This is a genomic window from Dyadobacter sp. 22481 (assembly GCF_052044875.1).
Taxonomy (GTDB): Bacteria; Bacteroidota; Bacteroidia; order Cytophagales; family Spirosomataceae; genus Dyadobacter; species Dyadobacter endophyticus.
In genome coordinates this window covers 1,736,040-1,758,588 of record NZ_JBQENV010000001.1, presented here as the reverse complement: position 1 = coordinate 1,758,588, position 22,549 = coordinate 1,736,040, and the positions used below count along the sequence as shown (strand labels likewise).

At 51.6% G+C, this 22,549-nt stretch carries 11 protein-coding genes; 8 read left to right on the top strand and 3 right to left on the bottom strand.

All coding sequences use genetic code 11. The features are described from left to right. Positions 1-218: 218 nt before the first annotated feature. Positions 219-3,398: a caspase family protein gene (locus ACTJJJ_RS06810; protein WP_426294335.1), complete on the top strand. Its 3,180-nt coding sequence runs from the start codon at positions 219-221 to the stop codon at positions 3,396-3,398. Here the strand turns inward: ACTJJJ_RS06810 and ACTJJJ_RS06805 are convergent. Beyond that, the gene (locus ACTJJJ_RS06805) at positions 3,350-6,310 is read right to left on the bottom strand and encodes an nSTAND1 domain-containing NTPase (protein WP_188929362.1); all 2,961 of its coding nucleotides are present in this window, start codon (positions 6,308-6,310) and stop codon (positions 3,350-3,352) included. The two genes, ACTJJJ_RS06810 and ACTJJJ_RS06805, sit on opposite strands and share 49 nt — an antisense overlap. Before the next feature lie 6 nt (positions 6,311-6,316). Continuing rightward, positions 6,317-8,149, bottom strand: coding sequence for a CHAT domain-containing protein (locus tag ACTJJJ_RS06800; RefSeq protein WP_440701682.1), 1,833 nt, complete (start codon positions 8,147-8,149; stop codon positions 6,317-6,319). A gap of 159 nt (positions 8,150-8,308) precedes the next feature. Here ACTJJJ_RS06800 and ACTJJJ_RS06795 point away from each other — a divergent pair, with 159 nt between their 5' ends. Continuing rightward, complete coding sequence (locus ACTJJJ_RS06795; protein ID WP_188929365.1) at positions 8,309-9,001, top strand: DUF1345 domain-containing protein; 693 nt, start codon at positions 8,309-8,311, stop codon at positions 8,999-9,001. A 77-nt stretch (positions 9,002-9,078) separates the two neighbouring features. Here the strand turns inward: ACTJJJ_RS06795 and ACTJJJ_RS06790 are convergent, their stop codons facing one another. Continuing rightward, a complete protein-coding gene (locus ACTJJJ_RS06790) occupies positions 9,079-9,717 on the bottom strand; it encodes an NAD(P)H-binding protein (protein WP_188929367.1) in 639 nt (212 codons plus the stop codon). A 289-nt stretch (positions 9,718-10,006) separates the two neighbouring features. On the opposite strand from ACTJJJ_RS06790, the gene ACTJJJ_RS06785 reads away from it, so the two are divergent. The 6 genes from ACTJJJ_RS06785 to ACTJJJ_RS06760 all read left to right on the top strand — a co-directional run bounded on the left by ACTJJJ_RS06785 (position 10,007) and on the right by ACTJJJ_RS06760 (position 22,516). Further along, positions 10,007-10,564 (top strand): RNA polymerase sigma factor, encoded by a 558-nt coding sequence (locus tag ACTJJJ_RS06785; protein ID WP_426294336.1) that lies wholly within the window; start codon positions 10,007-10,009, stop codon positions 10,562-10,564. Positions 10,565-10,710: 146 nt separating this feature from the next. Continuing rightward, positions 10,711-11,901 carry a FecR family protein gene (locus ACTJJJ_RS06780; protein ID WP_426294337.1) on the top strand — a complete coding sequence of 397 codons (1,191 nt, stop codon included), beginning with the start codon at positions 10,711-10,713 and terminating at the stop codon, positions 11,899-11,901. Between the two features lie 155 nt (positions 11,902-12,056). Further along, positions 12,057-15,410, top strand: coding sequence for a TonB-dependent receptor (locus ACTJJJ_RS06775; RefSeq protein ID WP_229221409.1), 3,354 nt, complete (start codon positions 12,057-12,059; stop codon positions 15,408-15,410). A gap of 18 nt (positions 15,411-15,428) precedes the next feature. After that, on the top strand, positions 15,429-17,039 hold the full coding sequence (locus ACTJJJ_RS06770) for a RagB/SusD family nutrient uptake outer membrane protein (RefSeq protein ID WP_188929373.1): 1,611 nt from the start codon (positions 15,429-15,431) through the stop codon (positions 17,037-17,039). 49 nt (positions 17,040-17,088) lie between these two features. Further along, positions 17,089-19,344, top strand: a complete 2,256-nt coding sequence (locus ACTJJJ_RS06765) for an alpha-N-acetylglucosaminidase (RefSeq protein ID WP_440701681.1) — start codon at positions 17,089-17,091, stop codon at positions 19,342-19,344. A gap of 121 nt (positions 19,345-19,465) precedes the next feature. Then, complete coding sequence (locus tag ACTJJJ_RS06760) at positions 19,466-22,516, top strand: glycosyl hydrolase family 95 catalytic domain-containing protein (RefSeq protein WP_426294339.1); 3,051 nt, start codon at positions 19,466-19,468, stop codon at positions 22,514-22,516. The last annotated feature ends 33 nt before the right edge of the window (positions 22,517-22,549 follow it).

Here is a 22,549-nt window from a genome sequence, read left to right as displayed (position 1 = left end):
TCCCGGGTGTTCGGGGTGGGTATCAAAGAAATTATTAACCGGACTTATGCAAGCCGGGCGGTCTTTGATGTGCCGTTTTTCCGTTCAATAACAAAGCATTTCGGGTGTTGATTTTAATGCATTGAGCAGGTAATTTCAGGCGATATGTGCCTTATGTTGCCCAGCTGCAGCGCATTCGTCCAGGGCGGCCGTTCTCTCAAACCCAACCTTTTTACCATATGAAAATCTTCGCATTGCTGATTGGCATCAATGAGTATAGTCCGTCCTCGGTTCCGGCAATCAGGGCGCTGAACGGTTGTTTGAATGACGTCTCCGATTTCGGGGATTTTTTAAAGGAGAATTATGGTGATCTGATCCCTGAAGAGCAGCAAATACTTGTACTCGCGAACGCAAAAGCGACGCGGACAAATGTGATCGATGGGTTCCGAAAGCACCTTGCCCAGGCCGGGCCTGATGACATTGCGTTAGTATATTATTCGGGACACGGATCGACCGGCATCACCGCCCGCGAGTTCCAGGCCGCCACTTCCGATCGCCAGGAACAGACCTGGGTTTTGCATGATAGCCGGGAGCCTGGTAAATACGACCTGGCAGACAAGGAAATAGCACTTCTGCTGGAAGAAGTGAGTGCTGGCGGCTCGCGGATCGTGGTCATTGCCGATTCCTGCCACTCTGGATCGGTCACAAGAGAGCTTGAACAGTTTCTGCAAATGCAGCCCCGTTTCGAGAAGGGTACCTCTGATATCCGCCCGCTTGAAAGCTACCTGGATGGGGCATATCTGCAACGTCCCAACCTCCATATTCCCTCTTCCGACCACCTTCTGCTCGCTGCTTGCGACCGCGTGGAGCGTGCATGGGAGAATAACGGGCACGGGCAGTTTACGCAGTCGCTGATCTCTGTGCTTGGCAAAAGCGGCGGGCAGATCACCTATGCCGATCTTTTCGTTCAGGTGAGGGCTTTCATTCGGAATGCATTGAAAAACCAGACACCGCAAATGGAATCGATCGGTGTTTTCAATATTAGCCAGGGCTTTCTTGGAAGAAAAGTTGAAACCGGACGGCTCACCCGGTACCGCGTATATATGAAAGCGGGCAAGTGGACGATCGACCTCGGGGCGGGGATGGGCATCGAGCAGCGGGTAGGAGAGCCCTTCAAAATTAAAATATACGACTCGGTAGCGGATGGGCAACCCATCGGGACAGCCGTGCTGGATGTAATGAATGTGACGGAAAGCACTTTGCAGACGGGGGGATTATCCCTCGAAGCAAACAATGTGTATTGGGGTGAGCCGGAATCCCTCCGCCTTCAGCCATTCTTCGTACATGGCGATAGCGTGGCGGTGCAGGTAATGCAGGAAACACTGGCGAACGCCTCCGAATCGGGTATTGTGCTGACCGATGTTGATGCTGCCGCCTTATTTGAACTAAAAATAGAAAGTGGCAATATTGTGGTTTACCACACGGGAAGCGATTTGAGGATACAGACGGTGGAGGGAGCCGGCAAGTTTTCGGCAGCGCACGTCCTGAATGTGCTGCAAACGCTCGCCCGCTGGCAACGCCTGCTCGAATTGCAAAACGCGCGATCTGCCATTTTGCCTCACCAGATTACATTCAATGTAGAGGTTGCCCACGGCTCATCCACCAGTATATTTTCAGACAAAATGATCACGCTCGACCACGACGGCGAGGACATTCCGTTTAAAGTCAATTTCACTAACGGTACTGCCCGCACGTTGTACGCTTGCCTTTTATACCTGTCGCCGGACTATGGCGTGACGGTCATTTTCAACGATTCGCAGCCGGTGAACTCCAACACGTCCGTTGTGCTCACAAGCGATGTTTTTACCCTGAATAGCGAAGAGGAAATAGACACCCTGAAACTGATTGTTTCGACAGAAGCCATTGATAGTAGTTTGTTTGTCCAGGAACCGCTGCAAATAGGTGCTACCGTTACGCCATCGGGCAGCCGTGGGCTGGGGCAGTCGAAGGGGATCGGCGGTGGAAAATCCGATTGGATCACAAAGGCCATCAGCATCAGGCTCGTTAAAAAAGCGGAAGAGCAACTGGGGGCCCAGCCGGTGGCCATCGGTAAGGGCATTACGGTTCAGCCGCACCCGTCGTTTCGCGGGAAGCTCGGCTGGGCGCCGCTCATTTCCAGAACAAGGAGTGTCGACAAGCCAGTTATCAATGAGGCTTATGCAGTGGGCAACCCGTGGTTCCAGATCGTCAACTTCGATGAAGGCACGAGGGGAGAGGACCGCAGCATTGCAGAGGTGGTTGAGATCAGCGATGTCGCAGCCCTGAAAGAAAATCCGCTGATTATCGATATCAGGCCTGAAAATGAGGGCGAACTGGTATTACCGTTCTTTTTCGACGGTGAAGATTTTTTGCCGATGGGCAACGTGGCGATTACGGAACCCGGATTAATGCAGATCAGCATCGATACCATCCCTGAGGAAGCTGGGGAGAAAACGAGAAGCCTCGGCGGGGCCTTCCGGATGGTATTCCTGAAATTTGCGGGTAAACTGGGCATTAAAACGGATCCTAACCAGTTGCGCTGGGTGGACTATACCAACGGCGCGTCCCGCGAAAGCTCGGGACTCGAAGGAAAAGTGATTCAGGCAAAATCGATATTACTGCTTGTGCACGGCATTATTGGGGATACGGAAGACATGGCTAAGACGTTCAAAATAGCGATCGATGGCGGTTACGACCTCGTAATGACCTACGACTATGAAAACCTGAACACGCCGATTGAAGAAATCGCAGCGATCCTGAAAGGCAAGCTGGCCGGCCTTGGGTTTCAGGAAAATGACGGAAAGGAGCTGGTCCTCGTAGCGCATTCAATGGGCGGGCTGGTATCCCGGTATATGATAGAAGAACTGGGTGGCGACAAGTTCGTCGACAAGCTGATCATGGCAGGTACGCCTAATGGCGGCAGCAAGTTTGGTCAGATTCCGGATTATGTCAGCTGGACGTCTGTCGCCCTTGCGCTGGGTACTAAGTTGTTTCCTCCGCAGGTAGGCGCAGTGACGGGTTTCTTGTCCTCCGTGCTAAAAGTGGGAAATAAGGAGGTGCTGCACACCTTGGCTCAAATGGACGCCGGCAGCGATTTCATCAAAAAATTAACCCACAAAAATGCCGCGCCGATTCCCTATTTTATCATCGGCGGGGACCTGGATGCCTATCTCCGTGCCAGCGGCGGCCTTCCATTGATGGAAAAGGTGGTAACGCAAATAGGAACCTGGATTTATAAAAACACGATCAACGACATTGCGGTGAGCACGGACAGCATCTTTCTTGCGAAGACGGCCGCCGTACCCCAAAAAGTGTCGTGCCACCATCTCAACTATTTTGTCATCGATGAATCCGTCGATGCGCTGGCAAAACTATTGTAACCGTCCGTCGTGGCGGCGGGTAGATCGATGGCGTTGAGCATTCTGATGATCGACGCCACCTCATCTTTAAGCGAGTCGGGGATCATCTTCTTTTTGGTAAATGTTTGAAGATCAGCGATCATCGCGTCACGGTTGTAGACTGCGCTTTCAGCATAGGTGCAATTTTTCTCGCTGAAATTCTTGCTACCGGCATATTCCCGGTAGTAGCTGCGGGCTTTTGCAATGTTACCCGATAGCAGGTGAGCATGTGCCAGGTTCACGTAAATATAATCGAGGCGTGACTTGGGCGTGATAGCCACGGACGTGCCTTTTTGAGCATATTCGATCGATTTTTTGAAGTTCCGGTCGAACAAGCGGTACCAGGACGCATTGTTGTAGACGATCGACAGGTAGTGGTTCAGGCAGGTATCACCCGGAAGCTTTTCGCGCATATCTTCGAGGAACAGAATATGGTCTTCGCTCGCATAGCGTTTCGATTGTGTGCGGACAAAAGAAAAAAGCGCGTTCCGCTCGTCCTCTCTCATTTTCTGGATTTTGGTTTCCAGTTCAATACGAGCGTTCCAAAACACTTCGTTCAGGCGCCTGTTGCCGTCCGCACTTATTTTCCTGGACAATGCCGTCCAGAGGCCATAGTTGTACTGCCCCTCCACCTGCCTTACCAAAGCACTCAGCACGCCTTTCAGGTGGACAAGAGATCCGGAGTTCTCCGAGGAAAAGAAATTGCTCGATAGTCTGTGAATCGATGTAAGGTATTCGTTTTCCAGGTACGTCCACAGGTCTTCTTTGGCAGAAATGCTCGAATTTCTTTTCAGATATTCCAGGTCTTCCGTATCCAGCGGCAGAAGGAAGCGCACCTTTGTTTCGGGAAGCAGGCGGGTACTCGGTTCGACTTTTCTGTTACCGGTCCAGAATAGCCGCGCTATTCCCATGCGGGTGTCCGAAATGGCAATCACAGAGTCATGCGGGAACCGCCTCAGCGAATTGTATTTAAATTCATTGTCGACATCATAGAGTGTTTGCGTACTGTCGCTCAAAATTCCTTCCGATGTTAACCGGAACGATTCCCCGACCCTTGTAGTGTCGATTGCCCTTTTCATGAGCAGCATTTTCCCGCTGTTGTAAGAGATCCTGACCAGCGTGGTATCATGGCTGTTAATTGCGACAGTAATCCCATGGTTGGCGCGGTCCCTGATCCAGCCGTGTTTGATGAGATTGTACCTGTTTTCAAGCGTCCCTAAACGCTCGTTATACAAGCTTACAGTGTTAGGTCCTGCGATAATCAAAAGCTTTTTCTCACTGCCAACGTGCGCAAAAGCCATATCCGTGATCGGTTCTACATTAAATATGGATGCGAAATACAAGTTTTCATGTTCGGGATACCTTTTAATTTCATCGAACATACCATCCCCGAATAGCCCCGACAACATGCTTTTCTCTTCAAATTGTTTGTAGAGAATGTATTGCTGCGTTTTCGACCTGGCAAGATTAATGAGCAGCCGGTAGCGCGTGCTGGTTTCCGAGCTCCATATGGTCAGGAAGGTGAGTATAGTTAAAAGAAATAGGGCACCTGCGCCGTAACTCAGGCCGTATATCGTGGTGAGCCGTCGTTTGCTGTCCGCAACGAATTTCCATTCTTCTTTTGTTGGCTGTTTGCTCAGTGCTACATTTTCCCTGATGTCCTTGGTGGATCGCTTGATATCCCTCAGATCGTTCCGGTCGAGGTAAGATCTTAAAAACCATATTTTGTTGGACTGCTCATATTTCAGGTAGGCAGTTTTAATGGTCTTGATCGTCCGGGCGATGTGCGAATTTTCGAGGTTGAACTTGTCGTAAATGATTTGGGCCAGACTGTCATGCGCGATCTCATAAATACTGTCCGCGCTGTTCCCTCCATATTTGTCCAGCCTGAGAATGTTTTTACTGGCCAGCGATTTCACGATAGCCGTGGCGACATCCAACGGGGCGGCTTGCGAAATCACGTCCTCGATTTTTTGCGGACGTTTTGTACCCTCGTCACTGACGAAACAATAGAGCACATCTCTCACAGTATTATAATTGACCGACCCGTACACCGCCGATACTTCCGAGATTGTTTTCTCTATCCGCTCTTCCAGGAATTGTCTGAGCACGTTCCGGATATTTCCCACCTCGGTCAACAGGCCTATTTTGAAACTCTTACGGGGACCCGGCGCCTGATGCCAGAGCCGGTCGAGGTAGATCTGAAGATGCGGCAGCTCAATCAGGCTATCACCGATTTTAAGGTTCCTGACGATCGCATCGACGGTGGCCTCATCGGTTTCTATTTCGAAGTAATCACATGTTTTCCGGATAACATTTTTAATATCGTTGTCGGTCATTCGCTCGATCAGCACGCGTTTGTCGAAGATTTCCGGCACGATGCTCTCATACTTTTGCAGCTGGGCAATGTACCGCTCGCGCATGATGAAAATCACTTTGCATGGAATATCCCTCGCATCGAGTATTCTCCTGAGGTCGCTGAAAAACGTTTCCTGCTCTTCGGTATTCCCTAAAATGAATATTTCTTCGAACTGATCGAAGATGAGGTACACGGGTTTGAAAAAATCCAGGTAGAGGGATCTGAGGCAGTCCAGAATATCGGAGTCGAGCGGGAAGTCTTCTTTGTTTTTGTGGTTGATCTCCTTCCGCAGCGAAATATTGATATTGTCGTACCGCCGGACGAATATTTCCAGCCAGTCGGTTTTTTCGAAACAGTTCGCAAGGCCGCATTTGATGATACTGGATTTCCCCGTTCCCAGCGGACCGTTCACGAGTACGATATTGGACTCGTGGATGTAGTTATATATGATCCTGATCTCGTCCTCTCTTTCAAAAAACGCGCTGCGTTCATTCTTCTCAAATGAGTCCAGCAGCTTGAATGGCGAAGTTGTCATGATCTGTCAGGATTTGAAATAGGAAATGAAAACTTCTACGCTCTCGAGAATCTCCGGACCGATGGTTTCCAGCTCTTCCTGCGATATCTTTAAGTCCGTTTTGGTCCTTAAAAAATTGGGTAAGGCAGGAATTTGCAGCCTGTCTTTCTTTTCATTGATATTCTTGATGAAATTATAGGTGCATGTGGCGGCAGTAGCGCTTTTATCATAATTATAGAAGAAATAGATTTTGGAAAGCTTTTCGCTGATCAATGCATTCATGTCGATCACAAACGGGTACAAATTGAATGCGGAAAGACTTTTGTTCTCGATCTTGTAAATAACGACCGAGTTGGAATCTGTGAAGTTTTCGAAATCTTCCATCTTGTCGGTAAAGCCCACGAGCACATAATCAAGTTTGACCATTTTGTGCTGGTAAACTGCCGGCTGGTTCTTCTTTTTGTTGATATAGATATTTTTGATAGTCGCAAACTTGTACCTCGCGCAGAACCCCAACTCCTTAAATATGATACAAAGGCTGGCTTCCGCTTTCTGGCAATCCTGCTGGATGTCACGGTCGTCGAGCTCGTCCAGTGCGGCAAGGTCCTTGTATTTGCCTTTAATACCCGTAATATTCAGGTAGGCGCCAAAGAATTCGCTCTCCCGCTCGTCCATGAGATCGGCCAGATGGGACATTTCGTTGACAAACAGAGGTACTTCGTGGGCTTTTAGTTTGTCGTGGATGATGCGTATCAGCGGAATCACGTCGTAGGCCTGCCTGTCGCGATGATCGAGCAGGAAGAAAGCACTGACTCGTTCTTTCAGATGATCTTCCAAAACGGGCACCTTGCCCTGTACCAGCGCTTCCCAGAGTTGGGAAAACATGATGAACAACAAAAGATCGGCCATCACAGAGTAGGTATTGATCAAAAACCGCAGGCGTTCACTGGCGAGAGGCTCGTCTTCGGTGACAAGTAGCTTTCGTACCTGTTCGGCAATGGGAGAGGGCAGGCTGTTGATAATCGCATTTTTGACCTCCCTGACGTCAAATTTCCGCGGGTCCCATTGTTCCCCGTATTTTTTTTCAAGGTCCTCGAACATGGGAAGCTCGTCGCTGAACGTCATCAGGACATTGTAAAGGGCGGCAAGAATGGCATCCTCGGAGGTATTAAACTTCGAGTCGATCTGGCTCTTAATATGAAGCTCGTAAAAGCTCTTGTCAGATAACCGGTGATCGGCTGCGCCCTGTTGATTTTTGTGGAGGTAGAGCCCCCACACCGGACCGGTATTGGGCGCTTTGATGAGCCGGGCAATACCACGGTCAGGATCTTCTGTGGTCGTTAATGCCGCATTGTTTTTGGCTGTAACCACCTCGGTAGCCAGCTTGAAGGCCTCGTCGATGGAATGCCCGCTGGCCAGTTTCTGGTAAAAATCCTCGGCGAAGCGCGTGGCGGTATCGTCGCCGATGTCGACGCTCGTGGCAATTACCGCGCGAACGCCGGCGTCGAGCAACTGGACAACCTGTTCACGCGTCGAGCAGCCATTCAGAAAAACAAGTTTCAAATTCTTTTGCAGCCGGATCGATTGCAGCAGACCTGCGCCATAAACCGTCGCGTCTTCCATCAGCAGCTGACTGCCGCTGGCATGCCCTGCGTAATGAATGATCTCCACCTGGGGCTGATACAAAAGCAGGCGGTCCCGCAGTTTCTTGCTGGTACGGGAGTCAGTGTCGAGCAAAAGGTGGCCTTTGCCCTGCCTTTCGCGCAGCGCGTCCGAAATGGCTTCATTTTCCTTTTCAAGTTGTGACAGGTAGGCATCGCCGGAATTGGAGAATGCACAAAGTATAACAGGGGGTCGCATTGATCGGGAAGGATTTTGGCTCGTTAGGGTACAGAATTATCAAGGTAAAAAGGAATACCAAAGTAGTTCTACTTTTTCTAGGAAATGTTATTAAGCGGCTTTTGTTTGATTAGACGGCAATATGCTATCTTGCCTTTTAAAAATGTGTCCCCAGACCCTATGCAAGCTATCAGATTTATTAACCGACTGGATGCCCATCACAAGCTGGGTATTTCGCTGATTTTCGGCACGCTGGCGACAATTATGACCGGTTCTGTTGTGGAAAAGCCGATCAATTGGATGATCGGTTGGCTCGTGTACAGCGCGGCGCATCTGGGGTTGGCCTGGGTAACCATACTCAGCTCGCATCCCTCGGAAGTTCGGCAGGAGGTGGACGGGCAGGATTCGAACCGTATCCTGATTTACCTTTTTGTCGTTGCTGCCTCGTTTGTGAGTCTTTTTGCGATCCTGTTCCTGCTGCACGATGCTGGAAAGACGGCCTCGTGGTCGGAGCTGACCGTTCATTTTATTCTTTCCTTTTCCTGCATCGTATGCTCGTGGATTCTCGTACATACCGTCTTCACGCTGCGCTATGCCCATCTTTACTACCGATCGACGGAAGGCGGCCGTAATGCCGGGAAGCAACAACACCGGGGACTTGAATTCCCCGATGACGCCGAACCCGACTTCCTTGATTTTACCTATTTTTCCTTTGTCATAGGAATGACCTTTCAGGTTTCGGACGTAACTATTTCTTCCCGGGAGCTCAGAAGACTTGCGCTGGTCCATTCGTTGTTGTCTTTCGCATTCAATACGCTTCTTGTCGCTCTTACCATCAATGTTGTATCAGGGCTGATACAAAGTAAATCCTGATTTCTGTGCACGATCCTCCCCGGCTTCATCCAGAAAGGCTGAAACAGCGCATTTGGAATAGCCCCGGTAGTGTCGCATCAGAGCTCCCAAATTTTAGCTGATTCGACAAAGTGCAGTCCCTCTGGGAAAATCTGGGGAGCTTTGGCCATTTTTTCGGCTAATATCGAGGTCGGCAGCGGCCGGAGCTTGCGCATAAGCCCCATCGAATTGAAGAAATTCAATGCCCGTGCCGAAAGTCGTTCGCCGAGCCTGTCGGTGTTCTTCCGTACCAAAAGTCCGGGCCGGAAAATAATATATTGGTCGAACGCCAGGCTGGCCAGGTGCTCTTCGAGCTGCCCCTTCATTCTCGAATAAAATACCCTGCTGGTCGCCGAAGCACCATAGGATGACAAGAGGACCAATCTGGAAACACCGTTCTTTTTAGCGATCGCCGCGAACCTGGCCGGAATCTCATAATCGATCTGGTATTGCGCTTCCTTTGAGCCGGCTGTTTTGAGCGTTGTGCCCAGGCAGGAAAACCAGACATCTCCGGTGATCTGACCTGATATCTCTTCCAGCTTGTCGTAATCGGTGAGGATCTCGGCTAATTTGTGATGAGTAACCCCACTGGGACGACGTACAAAAGTCACAACTTCTGTATAGGCCGGATCGCTCAGCAGCAGACCCACGAGATCCTTTCCGGTAGCTCCTGTGGCTCCAATGACCAGTGCTTTCATAAATTCATTTGCTTTTTATTTGTAAAGTAATGCATGCTATTACGGGCTGGCTGTCGGTCCGCGGCCACCCATTTGTTGGTTGTTCTAAACGTGATGGGAGGGATCGTCTGACTAATATAACCAAAAGACGCTGGAACCGGTAATTTCAGGATTCGTGGATGGGAAGCCATATTTTTTATTATTATTGTTGAAAAAATTAAAATAAGATATTGTCCATCGGTCACTTTTGTAATATTTATTCGGCACGTTAGTGGAAGGGCCTGGTTTTGATACTGAAAAAGAGCTTTTATTGTCTGCGTCGCAGGGCAGTGAGGCTGCTTTTGTTGCACTGTTCCACCGGTATAAGCACAAGCTATACGGCTATTCACTCCGGCTTACCAATTCCGAAATGCTTGCAGAGGACGTCGTGCAGGATGTTTTCATGAAACTTTGGGTTGATCATTCCTCGCTTGCTTCGATAGACAGTTTCGGAACCTACCTGTTCAGGATGTCCAAAAACCACATATTGAATCACTTTAAACGGACGGCCCGGGAAATGCTGATCGTCTCGGAGATCTTCCGCGAGAGCGGCGAAGGTGCAAACAATGCGCAGGACAGCCTGGCGGCGCGTGAAGTGGAGCAGGTGCTCAAATTGGTGGTGGAAGCATTACCCCCCCAGCAGAAAGCGGTATACAAGCTGAGCCGCGAGGAGGGCAAAAGCCACGATGAGATCGCCGATTTGCTCAAAATATCCCCTAATACCGTCAAAAACCACATCGTACAGGCCCTGGCCACCATCCGTACGCACCTCCGCCGCCACGCCGACTCGCTGCTGGCTGTGACGGTCCTGCTCCATTTGAAAAAATAATTTAAAAATTTTCAAGACGGACTAGTCCCTGCCTCCGCGCCGATTGTCTTTCATTTGGTATTTGTCGAAAAGTATTGGCTGTTACGCTGGTATGAATCGCAGAATGCCAAATTAAATCAGGTCATCGGTAGGTTTAAGCGTATTTTATGTACGACGAACGCATAGAAATTTTAATAGGCAAATGGATGGATGGAACGCTGGCCGCTTCCGAAAAGAGCGAGCTGGCGGAATGGGTGCGGCTTAACCCGGACGACGAGCGCATTGCCGCGATATTAGAGGACGCCTGGCAACGTTTTGAACCCGGGCAGCCTATGCCCGAAGCGGCATCCGAGCGCATTCTTGCCAATATTTTCCCATCCGGGGAAACAGTATTCGCCGACGTCGACGAGGCAGAATCCACCAGAAGTATTTCCTGGCTGTGGCCCAAATTGGCCGCCGCCGCATTGCTCATCGGTTTTGGGTTGTATTGGTGGTCGGGCTACCAGGCGAAAGTGGAAGTGGCTGGCGACAAGGGGCTCAAAATCCAGCTGGCAGACATTCCGCCCGGCGGCAATAAGGCAGTGCTGACATTGGGCGACGGGTCAACGGTGGTGCTCGACAGCGCCGGCAATGGTTTGCTGGCCAGTCAGGGAGGCAGCAGCGTGACGCAGTCTGAGAAAGGGGAGCTGGTTTACAGCGAAGGTGCTGCCGGGGCCGAACCTGTTTACAATATGGTTACCACTCCCAAGGGCGGTCAATACCACATTGTTTTATCCGACGGCACGGGCGTCTGGCTGAATGCAGCATCGAGCCTGCGGTTTCCGGCCGCATTTACCGGCAAGCAACGGAATGTGGAGATTACCGGTGAAGGGTATTTTGAAGTGGCCCACGACGCCCAGAAACCCTTTGTCGTGAAAGTGAACGAGGCGCAGATCACTGTACTCGGTACGCATTTCAACGTGATGGCCTATGCGGATGAAAAGGTAATGCGTACCACACTGCTTGAAGGCGCCGTGAAAGTGGCGCGCGGGGAACACACTGCAACCCTGGCCCCCGGCCAGCAGGCGAGGATGAGCGCCGCATCCGGCGCAATGCGGGTAATGGATGATGTGGATACGGAGAAGGAGCTTTCCTGGAAGAACGGCTACTTTCAGTTCGAAAACGAAAGCCTGGAAAGCGTAATGCGGCAGGTAGCCCGGTGGTATGATGTAGAAGTGAAATATGAGGGCAACAGCAGCGGAGAGAATTTCTCCGGGAGGCTTCCCCGCAATTCGAACGTTTCAAAACTCCTGAAAATACTGGCGCTCAGCGGCGTGAAGTTCAGGATCGAAGATAAAACCATTATCGTAACCCCGTAAAACCCACTGAGCCTATGATGAGATAGCGACCTGCAATGCCTTGCCGGGACGCTCTGAAGAAAGAACGGGAACGTTGCAACCGCTCCCGCCCTGAAAAGAGCCCGGCATTTTTAAACAATTGTCCTACTGTTTAGTACCAACTCTCGAACAAAAGTATGAACCACAACTCTTTTATCCAAAAAGGGTGGGGGGGAGCGTATGCTTTCGGCAAACATCCCCGTTCCCCGCTCGCCAGGGTCATTTTGGTTATGAAACTGATCTTTATTTTCACCCTCGCTTTTTGCATGCAGGTAAGCGCAAGCTCCTACTCGCAGAAGATCACCATTATCGCAAAGAATGCACGCCTGGAAAAAGTACTGAAAGAAATTGAGAAGCAAAGCGGGTATTCGTTCTGGTATAAGACCGAGCTCATTCAACGGTCGGAGAAGGTGACGATCGCCATGCGCGAAAGCAGTCTGGAAGACGTGCTGGCCAGGTGCTTCGTAAACCAGCCGCTGGAATATGCGATCGTAGACAAGACCGTGGTTTTACAGGCCAAAAAGCTGCCGACGCCGGCTTTGCCTGCAAAGATCCTTGAACTGATTAAGGGGCAGGTGCTGGGGTCGGACGGCAAGCCGCTGATCGGCGTGACTGTGATGGTAAAGGCTTCCAAAATGGGTACCACTACCGATATGGACGGCAATTTTGCTATTAATGCAGGTACCGACGACGTGCTGGTATTTTCCTACATCGGCTTTTCAACCAAGGAAGTGGCCGTCGGAAAGCAAACCAGCCTGACCGTCACGCTGACGGAGAGCAACACAACGCTCGGTGAGGTGGCGGTGATCGGGTATGGTACGCAGTCGCGCAAGACGCTGACTTCCGCAGTAAGCACGGTCAAATCTGAGGAATTGAATAAAGGGGCCATTACCGACGTGGGCCAATTGCTGCAAGGCAAGGTGGCCGGCCTGAACATCACAGCCAGTGGCGACCCCAATAAGCCTGCGGCGGTGGTGTTGCGGGGGGCTTCGACGATCAATAGCTCGCAGGGGCCTTTTTATGTCATCGATAATGTGCCAGGAGCCGATATTGCCACCATCGCACCGGACGATATCGCGTCCATCGATGTACTTAAGGATGCGGCGGCTACGGCTATTTACGGCAACCGGGCAGCGAACGGTGTGATTATGGTCACTACCAAACGCGGCAAAAAAGGCGACCTGAAAATTTCTTATAATGGTTTTGTGGGTATTGAAAAAGTATCCAATAAACTGGAAATGATGAGCGGTGCGCAGCTGCGTTCCTTTTTGGATAAAAACGGCGTTGGTCTTTCTCCCAAGGACGATCTAGGGGCGGATACCGACTGGCAGTCGGCCATTCAGAAGAAAACGGCGGTGTCTACGAACCATAACCTGTCGTTCAGCGGCGGTACCGAGAAAAGCACGTATAGCGCAAGCCTGAACTATGTAGATAAGCAGGGAATTCTGCTCAACAGCGGTTTGCAGCGCGTGATTGCCCGCCTGGCGGTAGAGCAATATGCGTTCAAGGACAAGCTGAAACTGGGTTTGACCGTAACCAATTCGAACAGTACCGCGAAAGATATTCCCTTCCGCAACACCGTGCTACTGCAATCGGCGGTGTATCTGCCCGTTTCGCCTGTCCGGAATGCGGATGGAAGCTACTTCGAAAACCCGGAACACACTGATTACTACAATCCGGTGGCCATGATCAACAATAGCGAGTCGAAGACGAAAACCAACAACCTGACCGGAAGCTTTACTTCGCAGCTTAAACTGCCTTTCGGGCTGACTTATGATCTCAATTTTTCCTACCTGAACACGACTTCGCTGACCGGCAACTATTATAACAGCTATTTTACAAGCCATTACAATAATATGTATGATAACCCCGAGCCAGGCCTCGGTTACCATACCCAGCAGTCGTTCGGGACGAACGGGCAAGCCAATAGAAGTTCCTACCGCAATTCCAGCAAGATCCTCGAAACCTTCCTGACCTGGAACCACGATTTCGGCGACCACAATATCAATGCCGTGGTGGGCTACTCGTGGCAGGATTACATTATTGGCGAGGGCTTTCAGGTAACGACCAGCAACCTGCCCGTGGACAACATCGGATACAATAACCTTGCGCTGAGCAATCCGTATGGGATTTCCGGGTTTCAGATCGGTTTCGGGCCGGACGGCATTTACCAGCAGACACGTTTGATTTCGGATTTTGCCCGTTTCAACTACAATTATAAAAACAAATACCTCGTACAAGGGTCCGTACGGCGTGATGGCAGTTCGGTGTTTGGGGCTAACAACCAATGGGGGTACTTCCCGTCGGCTGGTGTGGCCTGGCGCATTACCGAAGAGAACTTTATGAGCGCGCAGAAGCTTTTCACAGAACTGAAACTCCGCGCCAGCTACGGCGTTACGGGTAATGCCACCGGTTTCGGCGCCTACACGACGCAGTTCCTATCGGGTAGCCTCGGCACTTATTATTACCAGGGCTCGCTTACGGCGGCGCTCGGGCCTACCCAGGCTGCCAACCCCGACCTGAAATGGGAGAAAACGGCTACCAGCAACCTCGGTATCGACTTTGCCGTGCTCGGTGGCAAGATCAGCGGAACTTTGGAATTGTATAATAAGAATACCACGGGAATGATCTATTCCTATAATGTGGACCCGATCCTGGTGCCTACGGGCAAGATCACGACCAATGGCGGGAGTATCAACAACAAGGGGATCGAGCTGAACGTGAATGCAAGCGTTGTAAGCAAGCATAATTTCACCTGGAACACCGGCCTGAATCTGGCACACAACAAGAACACCGTGACCAGCCTTTCCAACCCGCTGTTCGCAGGTGGCGACTCGGTGCTGCTCGCTTATCCGGAAGGCTTGGGACAATCCAGCCATTCACTCGAAATTCTGAAAGCGGGCAAGCCCTTGGGACAGTTTTTCTCGCTGCAATATGCCGGTAAGAATGCGACCGGGCTCTCGCAATATGTGGGCGGGGATGGCAACCTGACGACCACGCCGGTGATTGGTGTAGACTACAAATACCTCGGCAACGCCCAACCCAAACTGCTGGCAGGGTGGAGCAACAATTTCCGCTACCGGAATTTTGACCTCAATATTTTCCTGCGCGGCGCATTCGGCAACAAAATCTTTAACGCGACCCGCGCGGACTTATTCCGTCCCAATACTGCGCAATACACCAACATTCTATCGGAGGTGGCTGGGGAGTCGATGACCGACCTGAACTCGTATTTGTACTCCTCACGGTTCGTGGAAAGCGGCAGTTACCTGCGGTTCGACAACGCAACGCTTGCCTATAACTTCAAGAAACTGGGGCCGTCGCTTAAAAACCTGCGTGTATATACTTCCGTTAATAACCTTTTCGTGATCACGAAGTACAAGGGCGTGGATCCTGAGATCAATCAGGGCGGCATTGCACCGGGTGTCGATTATAATAATTTCTATCCCAAAACCAGGACATTCCTGCTGGGCGTGAACGTATCATTCTGATTTCAAAACCGAGTTATCATGAAAAGCGCATATATCAAATCCTTTTTCTCACTGATGGTCCTGGGGTCATTGTTTTCCTGCCATGACCTGGACGTACCAGTAACTTCCGAGCTTACCCCGGATGTGTTCCCAACCTCGGACGCGCAGTTTGTCAGCGCAGCCGGGCCTGCCTATGTGGCGTTGCGGGGCAATATATCTGTTGAGTTCTTCCACTTGCAAACCCTGACCACCGACGAAGCTATTTTCCCTGCGAAAGGGGGCAACTGGTACAATGGCGCGGAGTTCAAAGACCTGCATTACCACTCCTGGACCAAAGACCACAGCACCGTAACCGGTAACTGGACCTGGCTGAGCACTATCATCGGTACCGTCAACCAGTCGCTATCCATTCTCAGCAAGAACATGCCCGAGGGGGCACCGAAAAACCAGATGCTCGCTGAGCTTAAAATGGTGCGCGCGCTGGCCTATTTCTGGATGATGGACAGCTTTGGCAATATTCCCATTATCACCGAGTACGGCGATTACAGCGCCCATCCCAATGTGCCGCGTGCGGAAGTGTTCCAATTCCTGGAAGGTGAAATTAAAGCTGCATTGCCCGACCTGAGTGCCACGGTGGATGTGACTACTTACGGGCGTCCGACCAAATATCTGGCCAATGCATTGCTGGCCAAAATGTACCTGAATGCGGAGGTATACACAGGTACCAACCGTTACAACGACTGTATTGCTGCTTGTGACGAAATCATCAATTCGGGAAAATTCGCATTGGAACCGGCAGCGACCTATTTGCAGATGTTCTATCCTAATAATGGTCCGCAAATGAAGGAATTCATCTTCGCGATCCCGTTCGATGCCACGGCTGCGAATAGCTTTCCCTTCCGCGCTACCAACCTGCACTCGCGATATGATATTCCGAGAGGGCTCGTTGCGAAGTACAAAATGCCGTTCACCCCCGACGCTGCCGTGTCGACGCTCCCCGAATTTTACAAGCATTTCAACGACGCGAACGATATCCGTAACAAGGAGTGGCTCACCGGGCTGCAATTTTATGCCGACGGTTCGCCTGTTACCGTCACCACGACGAAAAAGGGGTACGACCAGTTCTACACAGGTGCCGATCCATCGGCTCCCTATACTTACCAGATCAACATTACGCCGGAGGTCAAACTGCGCCAGGATGTGCCCTCGTTTGATGTCGGAAATGATGAAATCGCCTGGAACATGGGTTACCGAAACATCAAGTTCCATCCCGACGCGAGTTCGCTGAACCGCAACCAGAACAACGACGTGCCGATATTCCGCCTAGCCGACGCGATCCTGATGAAAGCAGAAGCAATCCAGCGCGGAGGCAGCGCCACTGGCGGTGCGACGGCGTTGACCCTGGTAAATTCCGTCCGCACAGCGCGCCAGGCTGCCGCATTCACCAGTCTGACGCTGGAAAACATTTACGAGGAACGCATTCGGGAATTTGCTTCGGAAATGTGGCACCGTAACGACATGATCCGCTATGGCAAGTTTGAAGGCAAATGGGGCTTTAAAACGGATTCGGACGTCAATAAGCGAATTTTTCCCATTCCTAATGCTGCATTGCTGCTGAACCGGGCGTTGGTTCAAAATCCAGGCTATTGATCACTCCCTGTCCCCGCGCCGTCCGGCGTGGGGACTTTTTACCTTTAATATGGCTACTCATTCAAAAGCACCGCTCCGCTTTCGCAGGTTGAAAGCGGCTATTTTGTTTTGTCTGCTCCTGTCGCTGACGGCAACCGCCATTCAGGCGCAAACCATTATTAGCTCCGGAAAATCGCTGATTTCACGGGTCATTCCTTCACATGCCGTGCATTTCGAAGTGCAGGAATTGACCTCGTCTTCGGGAAAAGACGAATTTGAAATCGAAAGTATCAATGGGAAAATCATCCTCCGTGGTACCAGCGGTGTGGCCGTGGCTTCTGCCTTGTACCACTATCTGACCGAATATGCCCATTGCCAGATCACCTGGAATGGCAGCAACCTTGCATTGCCTGAAAACCTGCCCACGGTCCCGGCCAGGATACACAAAGCAACCGTGTACCAATACCGTTACAACCTCAATTATTGCACCTTTAATTACAGTATGAGCTGGTGGGATTGGGAGCGTTGGCAGAAGGAGATCGACTGGATGGCCCTGCATGGCATCAATATGCCCCTGGCTATTACCGGCGAAGAGTATACCTGGTTGCAAGTGTATCGCGACATGGGCTTCACGGACGACGATCTCAAAGATTTTTTCAGCGGCCCGGCCTATTTCGGGTGGTTCTGGATGGGTAATCTCGACGGCTGGGGCGGCCCGCTGCCGCTCAGCTGGATGGAAAGCCACAAAACCTTGCAGCAGCAGATCGTACGCCGCGAGCGTGAGCTGGGCATGAAGCCTGTGCTGCCCGCGTTCACCGGACATGTGCCCGCGGCTTTCCGCAAGAAATATCCCAATGCCCAACTGAAAGCGACCAACTGGAACAACGGGTTTGGCGATACCTACATCCTCGATTCGCAGGATCCGCTTTTTGCCGAACTGGGCAAGCGTTTTCTGGATAAGCAAAAGGAGCTTTACGGCACCGATCACCTGTATTCGGCCGACACATTTAATGAAAATGAGCCACCTACCGACGACCCGGCCTATCTGTCGAAGCTTAGCGAGCGGATTTACGAGGGCATGCGACAGGGCGATCCGGAAGCTGTGTGGGTAATGCAAGGCTGGCTGTTTTACAGCGACCGCAAGTTCTGGAAAGCTCCGCAGATCGAAGCATTGCTGAACGCCGTGCCCGACGACAGGATGATTCTGCTGGACCTTGCCGCCGAGATCGAGCCCGTATGGAAGCGCACGGGCGCATTTTATGGAAAGCCCTGGATTTGGAATATGCTCAACAACTTCGGGGGTAATGTAAACCTTTTCGGTCGGCTCGACGGCGTCGCACAAGGCCCGGCGGCCGCCTGGAACGACCCGGCCAAAAAGCGCATGGAGGGAATCGGACTTACCATGGAGGCTATCGAGCAAAATCCGGTGATCTATGAGCTGACCATGGACCATACCTGGCGCACGACGCCCATCGAGCTCGACGAATGGCTCCCGCTTTACGCGCGCAACCGCTACGGGAAGGCCGACCCCGATCTGGAAAAGGCCTGGCAAGTGCTCAGACGCACGGCTTACAACGGCAAAGACATCCGCGATGGCGCCGAATCGATCGTTACAGGCCGCCCCACACTGGATTCGTCGACGGTGTGGACGCGTACCCGGCTGAACTACGCCCCGCAGGAACTGCTGCCCGCCTGGGACCTGTTCATGAATGCCGCACGCCAAGGCCCCGTTACGGATGGGTTCCTGTACGACCTTACAGACATCTCGCGGCAGGTACTGGCAAACTATGCATTGGTTCTACAAAAAAGATGGGTAACCGCATACCGTGGGGGCGACCGGGCTGCATTTGCAAAACACAGCCGGGCATTCCTCGGACTGATCTCCGATATGGACGAACTGCTGGCGACTCAAAAAGATTTTATGCTCGGGCCATGGATCGCCTCAGCCCGGAAATGGGGCACCAACGACGCCGAAAAGGCCCTGTATGAGCAAAATGCCCGCGACCTGATCACACTCTGGGGCGACGCGAAGAGCCCGCTGCATGAATACTCCAACCGCCAGTGGAGTGGTCTGCTGAATGATTTTTACAAGGTACGGTGGGAAAAGTTCTTTGCTATGGTGAGCGGGGCGATGGACAAAGGCAGGGAACCCGATTTTAAAGGTTTCGAAGAATCGATCGCACAATGGGAATGGGAGTGGGTAAAAACGCAGAAGGACTTCCCGATCATCCCGAAGGGCAAAAGCGGCGATGTAGCCCTCAAAATGTATAGCAAATATAGCCGGCAAATCAAGGATAGTTACAGTGGGCGCTTGGAGGGAAATTAGCTATGGCAAACCTTCGGAGGTTTACCTTACTGATAAGAAAGCTTACTACTTGGCTGATATACGAGAGTCCCTTTACGTAAATCTGTATTTCTTTGCATTGTCTAATTTTTTTAAACTATCTATGAAAGTCTTTAAAAGTATTGTGATCGGAATTTTCCTGATTGTCTGTTGTTGCAATGCCCTCCATGCGCAGCACAATCACTCCGAAGGAGTAATGTTTTCCGCAGAGAGCGGAATTTGGCAGGCAAGGCACTCGCCGGCATTGGATCTGACCGATGAGATTACTTTGGAAGCGACCGTGTATCTGCCTGTAAAACAGCATGAGGGGGCCCGGATTATCGATAAGTTTCAATCCAACAACGGATCCGGCGGTTTTGTCCTTGGAATTGGCAAGGACAACAAGCTGTGGATGGTAGCCGGCCAGGAACATCTTTCAAGCCAGCATAGCATTCCGCTTAATCAGTGGGTCAGGCTGGTTGGCACGTTCAGCAAATCGAAGGGCCAGTTTAAGCTCTATATGAATGAAAATGAAGCAGCGGCTTCAACCAGGACGCCTCTTTTGCCGATGACGCGTACCAATTTTCCCTTGCGGATCGGGTCCGATTCCGATGGGAGAAACAATTTCGCGGGCAGGATTCGGCAGGTCGCGGTATATGGGCAATACCTTAGCAAACAGCAGGTGCTTGCCAGCAGAAGGCCAACTCAGCCGATTCTGGAATGGCGTTTTGACGCTGAAAGCCAGAGTGAATATGCAAGCGCGATGCGTGGAGGACAAAAACTCGTGAAGTTGCGGAAAGTTACGGGTGTCGAGCGGTTCGGTGATACCTCCGATATACTCTGGTACCGTAATCCGGCAAATCAGTGGGAAACGGCGTTACCCATCGGCAACGGAAGGCTGGGCGCGATGATCTTTGGCGGCCCGGACAGGGAACGCCTCCAATTGAACGATATTACCGTTTGGTCAGGGAGCCCTCAGCCCGATGCGGACAGACCGGATGCTTACAAGCATTTGCCGGAGGTAAGGAAGGCAATCCGTGACCAAAATTATATGCTGGCAGAGAAACTGACCGATGCGTACATGACCTCTCCGGCGCCCTACACTGCTTCCTACCAGACTTTGGGTGATCTATCGCTGCAATTCGAACTGCCCAAAGGCGCGGCTACGCAATACAAAAGGTGGCTCGATATCGGCAGAGCTATTTCGGGCGTATCCTTTAAGATTGGAGAGACACTTTTTAGCAGGGAAACATTCAGCAGCGCAGCCGATCAGGCAATTGTCAGTTTAATAAAAAGCTCCGTAAAAGGTGGTGTCTCTTTTACATTGGACCTCACGCGACTGGAAAATTCGGTTACAGTAGCACAAGGTTCAAATATGCTCGTCATGAAAGGCAACACGGGCAAAACGCTGGATTACGAGGTACAGATCAAGGTGGCCCTGACCGGCGGATCGGTGAAGGCGACCGGTAATGAACTGGCGATCAAAGGCGCCGACCAGGTTATGCTGTATCTGACAGCCGGAACTTCTTATATACTGGATCCTGCCAAAGCGTACAGAGGCGAAGACCCGCATGCCCGCGTATCGCGGCAAATGGCGGTTGTTTCCGGCAAGTCGTATCAGGAACTGCTGGGACGTCACATCGCCGATTATCAGCAATATTTCAACAGGGTGAGGCTCGATTTGGGTAATTCGGATGCCGCTGCCCTCCCGACCGACGAGCGACTCATGCAATACGGCGACGGCAAAAAAGACCCGTCGTTTGCGTCGCTTTTCTACCATTATGGACGGTACCTTCTGATTTCTTCCAGTCGCCCCGACAATCTGTTACCGTCCAATTCGCAGGGAATCTGGGGCGACGGGCTATCGCTTCCCTGGCTGTGCGATTATAAATCCAACATTAACTACCAGATGAATTATTGGCCGGCAGAGCAGTCGAATCTTTCGGAACTGCATTTGCCGATGCTCAGGCAGACACAAAGCCTGCAAGCCGCTGGTGCCAAAACGGCGAAAACCTATTTTGGCCCCGAGACACCGGGCTGGTATTATGGCTATACCACAAACGGCTGGGGCTGGACCAGTCCCGGGGCCTGGCTTCCCTGGGGCGTTTTTGCGGGAGGCAGCGGGTGGGCATGCCAGCATCTTTGGGAGCACTATGCCTTTACAAGGGATAAGCAGTACCTTCAAAGCATCTATCCAACCCTGAAAGGTGCCGCCGAATTTTACCTGGCGACCATGATCGAGGACGAAAACGGCAACCTGATCACCTCCCCATCCACGTCTCCGGAAAATACTTTCAAAACCGATGACGGTCAGAAAGGAAGCGTTTCGGAAGGGAATACGATGGAGCGATCCATTATCTGGGATTTGTTTGATAATATCGCTCATGCAACGCAAGTGCTGGGCGCCGATGCTGATTTTGGCACAAAGGTGGCTGCGGCAAGGGATAAAATCCGAAAGCTTCAGATCGGCCGAAACGGTCAGTTAATGGAGTGGGGCAAGGACTGGGATATGAATTCGGATGATCCCGAGCACAGGCACGTTTCCCATTTGTTCGCATTGCACCCTGGCCATCAGATTACCGCACTAGGGACGCCGGAACTCGCGGCGGCGGCAAAGAAATCTCTGCAACTTCGTGGAAACGACGGAACCGGCTGGTCGATCGCATGGAAAGAAAACTTTTGGGCGCGCTTAAGGGATGGAAACCAGGTGCACACGCTACTATCCAATCAGCTCAGATACACCGGGCAAACCAGGACTATCATGGCAGGGGCTGGCGGTACATACCCCAACCTGTTCGATGCGCACCCGCCGTTTCAGATCGACGGGAACTTCGGGGCGGTATCGGGGATGACGGAAACGCTTTTGCAGAGTATGGAAACCTACGCTCCCGACAAGTATATCATCGATTTGCTACCCGCACTGCCATCCCAATGGGCGGCGGGGTCGGTCCGGGGACTCAGGGCCCGGGGAGGTTTTGAAATAGGGATCCAATGGGCGGATGGCCTGCCTGCCAAGGTAGCTGTCGAATCGTTGAACGGGGAGAAATGCGTGGTACGCTCTGCGGTTGCACTGGCCGTAGAAGGTGCCCAGCTTAGTTCAAAACCGGATAAGAACGGATTTCTATTAGAGTTTGACACCGAAAAAGGAGGGGTGTACCAGCTGATTAAAAAATAGCGGGCTTAGGTAAGCGTTTGCAGGCCTCTCGCG

Coding starts and splice junctions, on each gene's coding strand:
- ACTJJJ_RS06760 (WP_426294339.1), top strand. CDS start 19,466: ATGAAAGTCTTTAAAAGTATTGTGATCGGAATTTTCCTGATTGTCTGT.
- ACTJJJ_RS06770 (WP_188929373.1), top strand. CDS start 15,429: ATGAAAAGCGCATATATCAAATCCTTTTTCTCACTGATGGTCCTGGGG.
- ACTJJJ_RS06765 (WP_440701681.1), top strand. CDS start 17,089: ATGGCTACTCATTCAAAAGCACCGCTCCGCTTTCGCAGGTTGAAAGCG.
- ACTJJJ_RS06790 (WP_188929367.1), bottom strand. CDS start 9,717: ATGAAAGCACTGGTCATTGGAGCCACAGGAGCTACCGGAAAGGATCTC.
- ACTJJJ_RS06810 (WP_426294335.1), top strand. CDS start 219: ATGAAAATCTTCGCATTGCTGATTGGCATCAATGAGTATAGTCCGTCC.
- ACTJJJ_RS06780 (WP_426294337.1), top strand. CDS start 10,711: ATGTACGACGAACGCATAGAAATTTTAATAGGCAAATGGATGGATGGA.
- ACTJJJ_RS06775 (WP_229221409.1), top strand. CDS start 12,057: ATGAACCACAACTCTTTTATCCAAAAAGGGTGGGGGGGAGCGTATGCT.
- ACTJJJ_RS06805 (WP_188929362.1), bottom strand. CDS start 6,310: ATGACAACTTCGCCATTCAAGCTGCTGGACTCATTTGAGAAGAATGAA.
- ACTJJJ_RS06795 (WP_188929365.1), top strand. CDS start 8,309: ATGCAAGCTATCAGATTTATTAACCGACTGGATGCCCATCACAAGCTG.
- ACTJJJ_RS06800 (WP_440701682.1), bottom strand. CDS start 8,149: ATGCGACCCCCTGTTATACTTTGTGCATTCTCCAATTCCGGCGATGCC.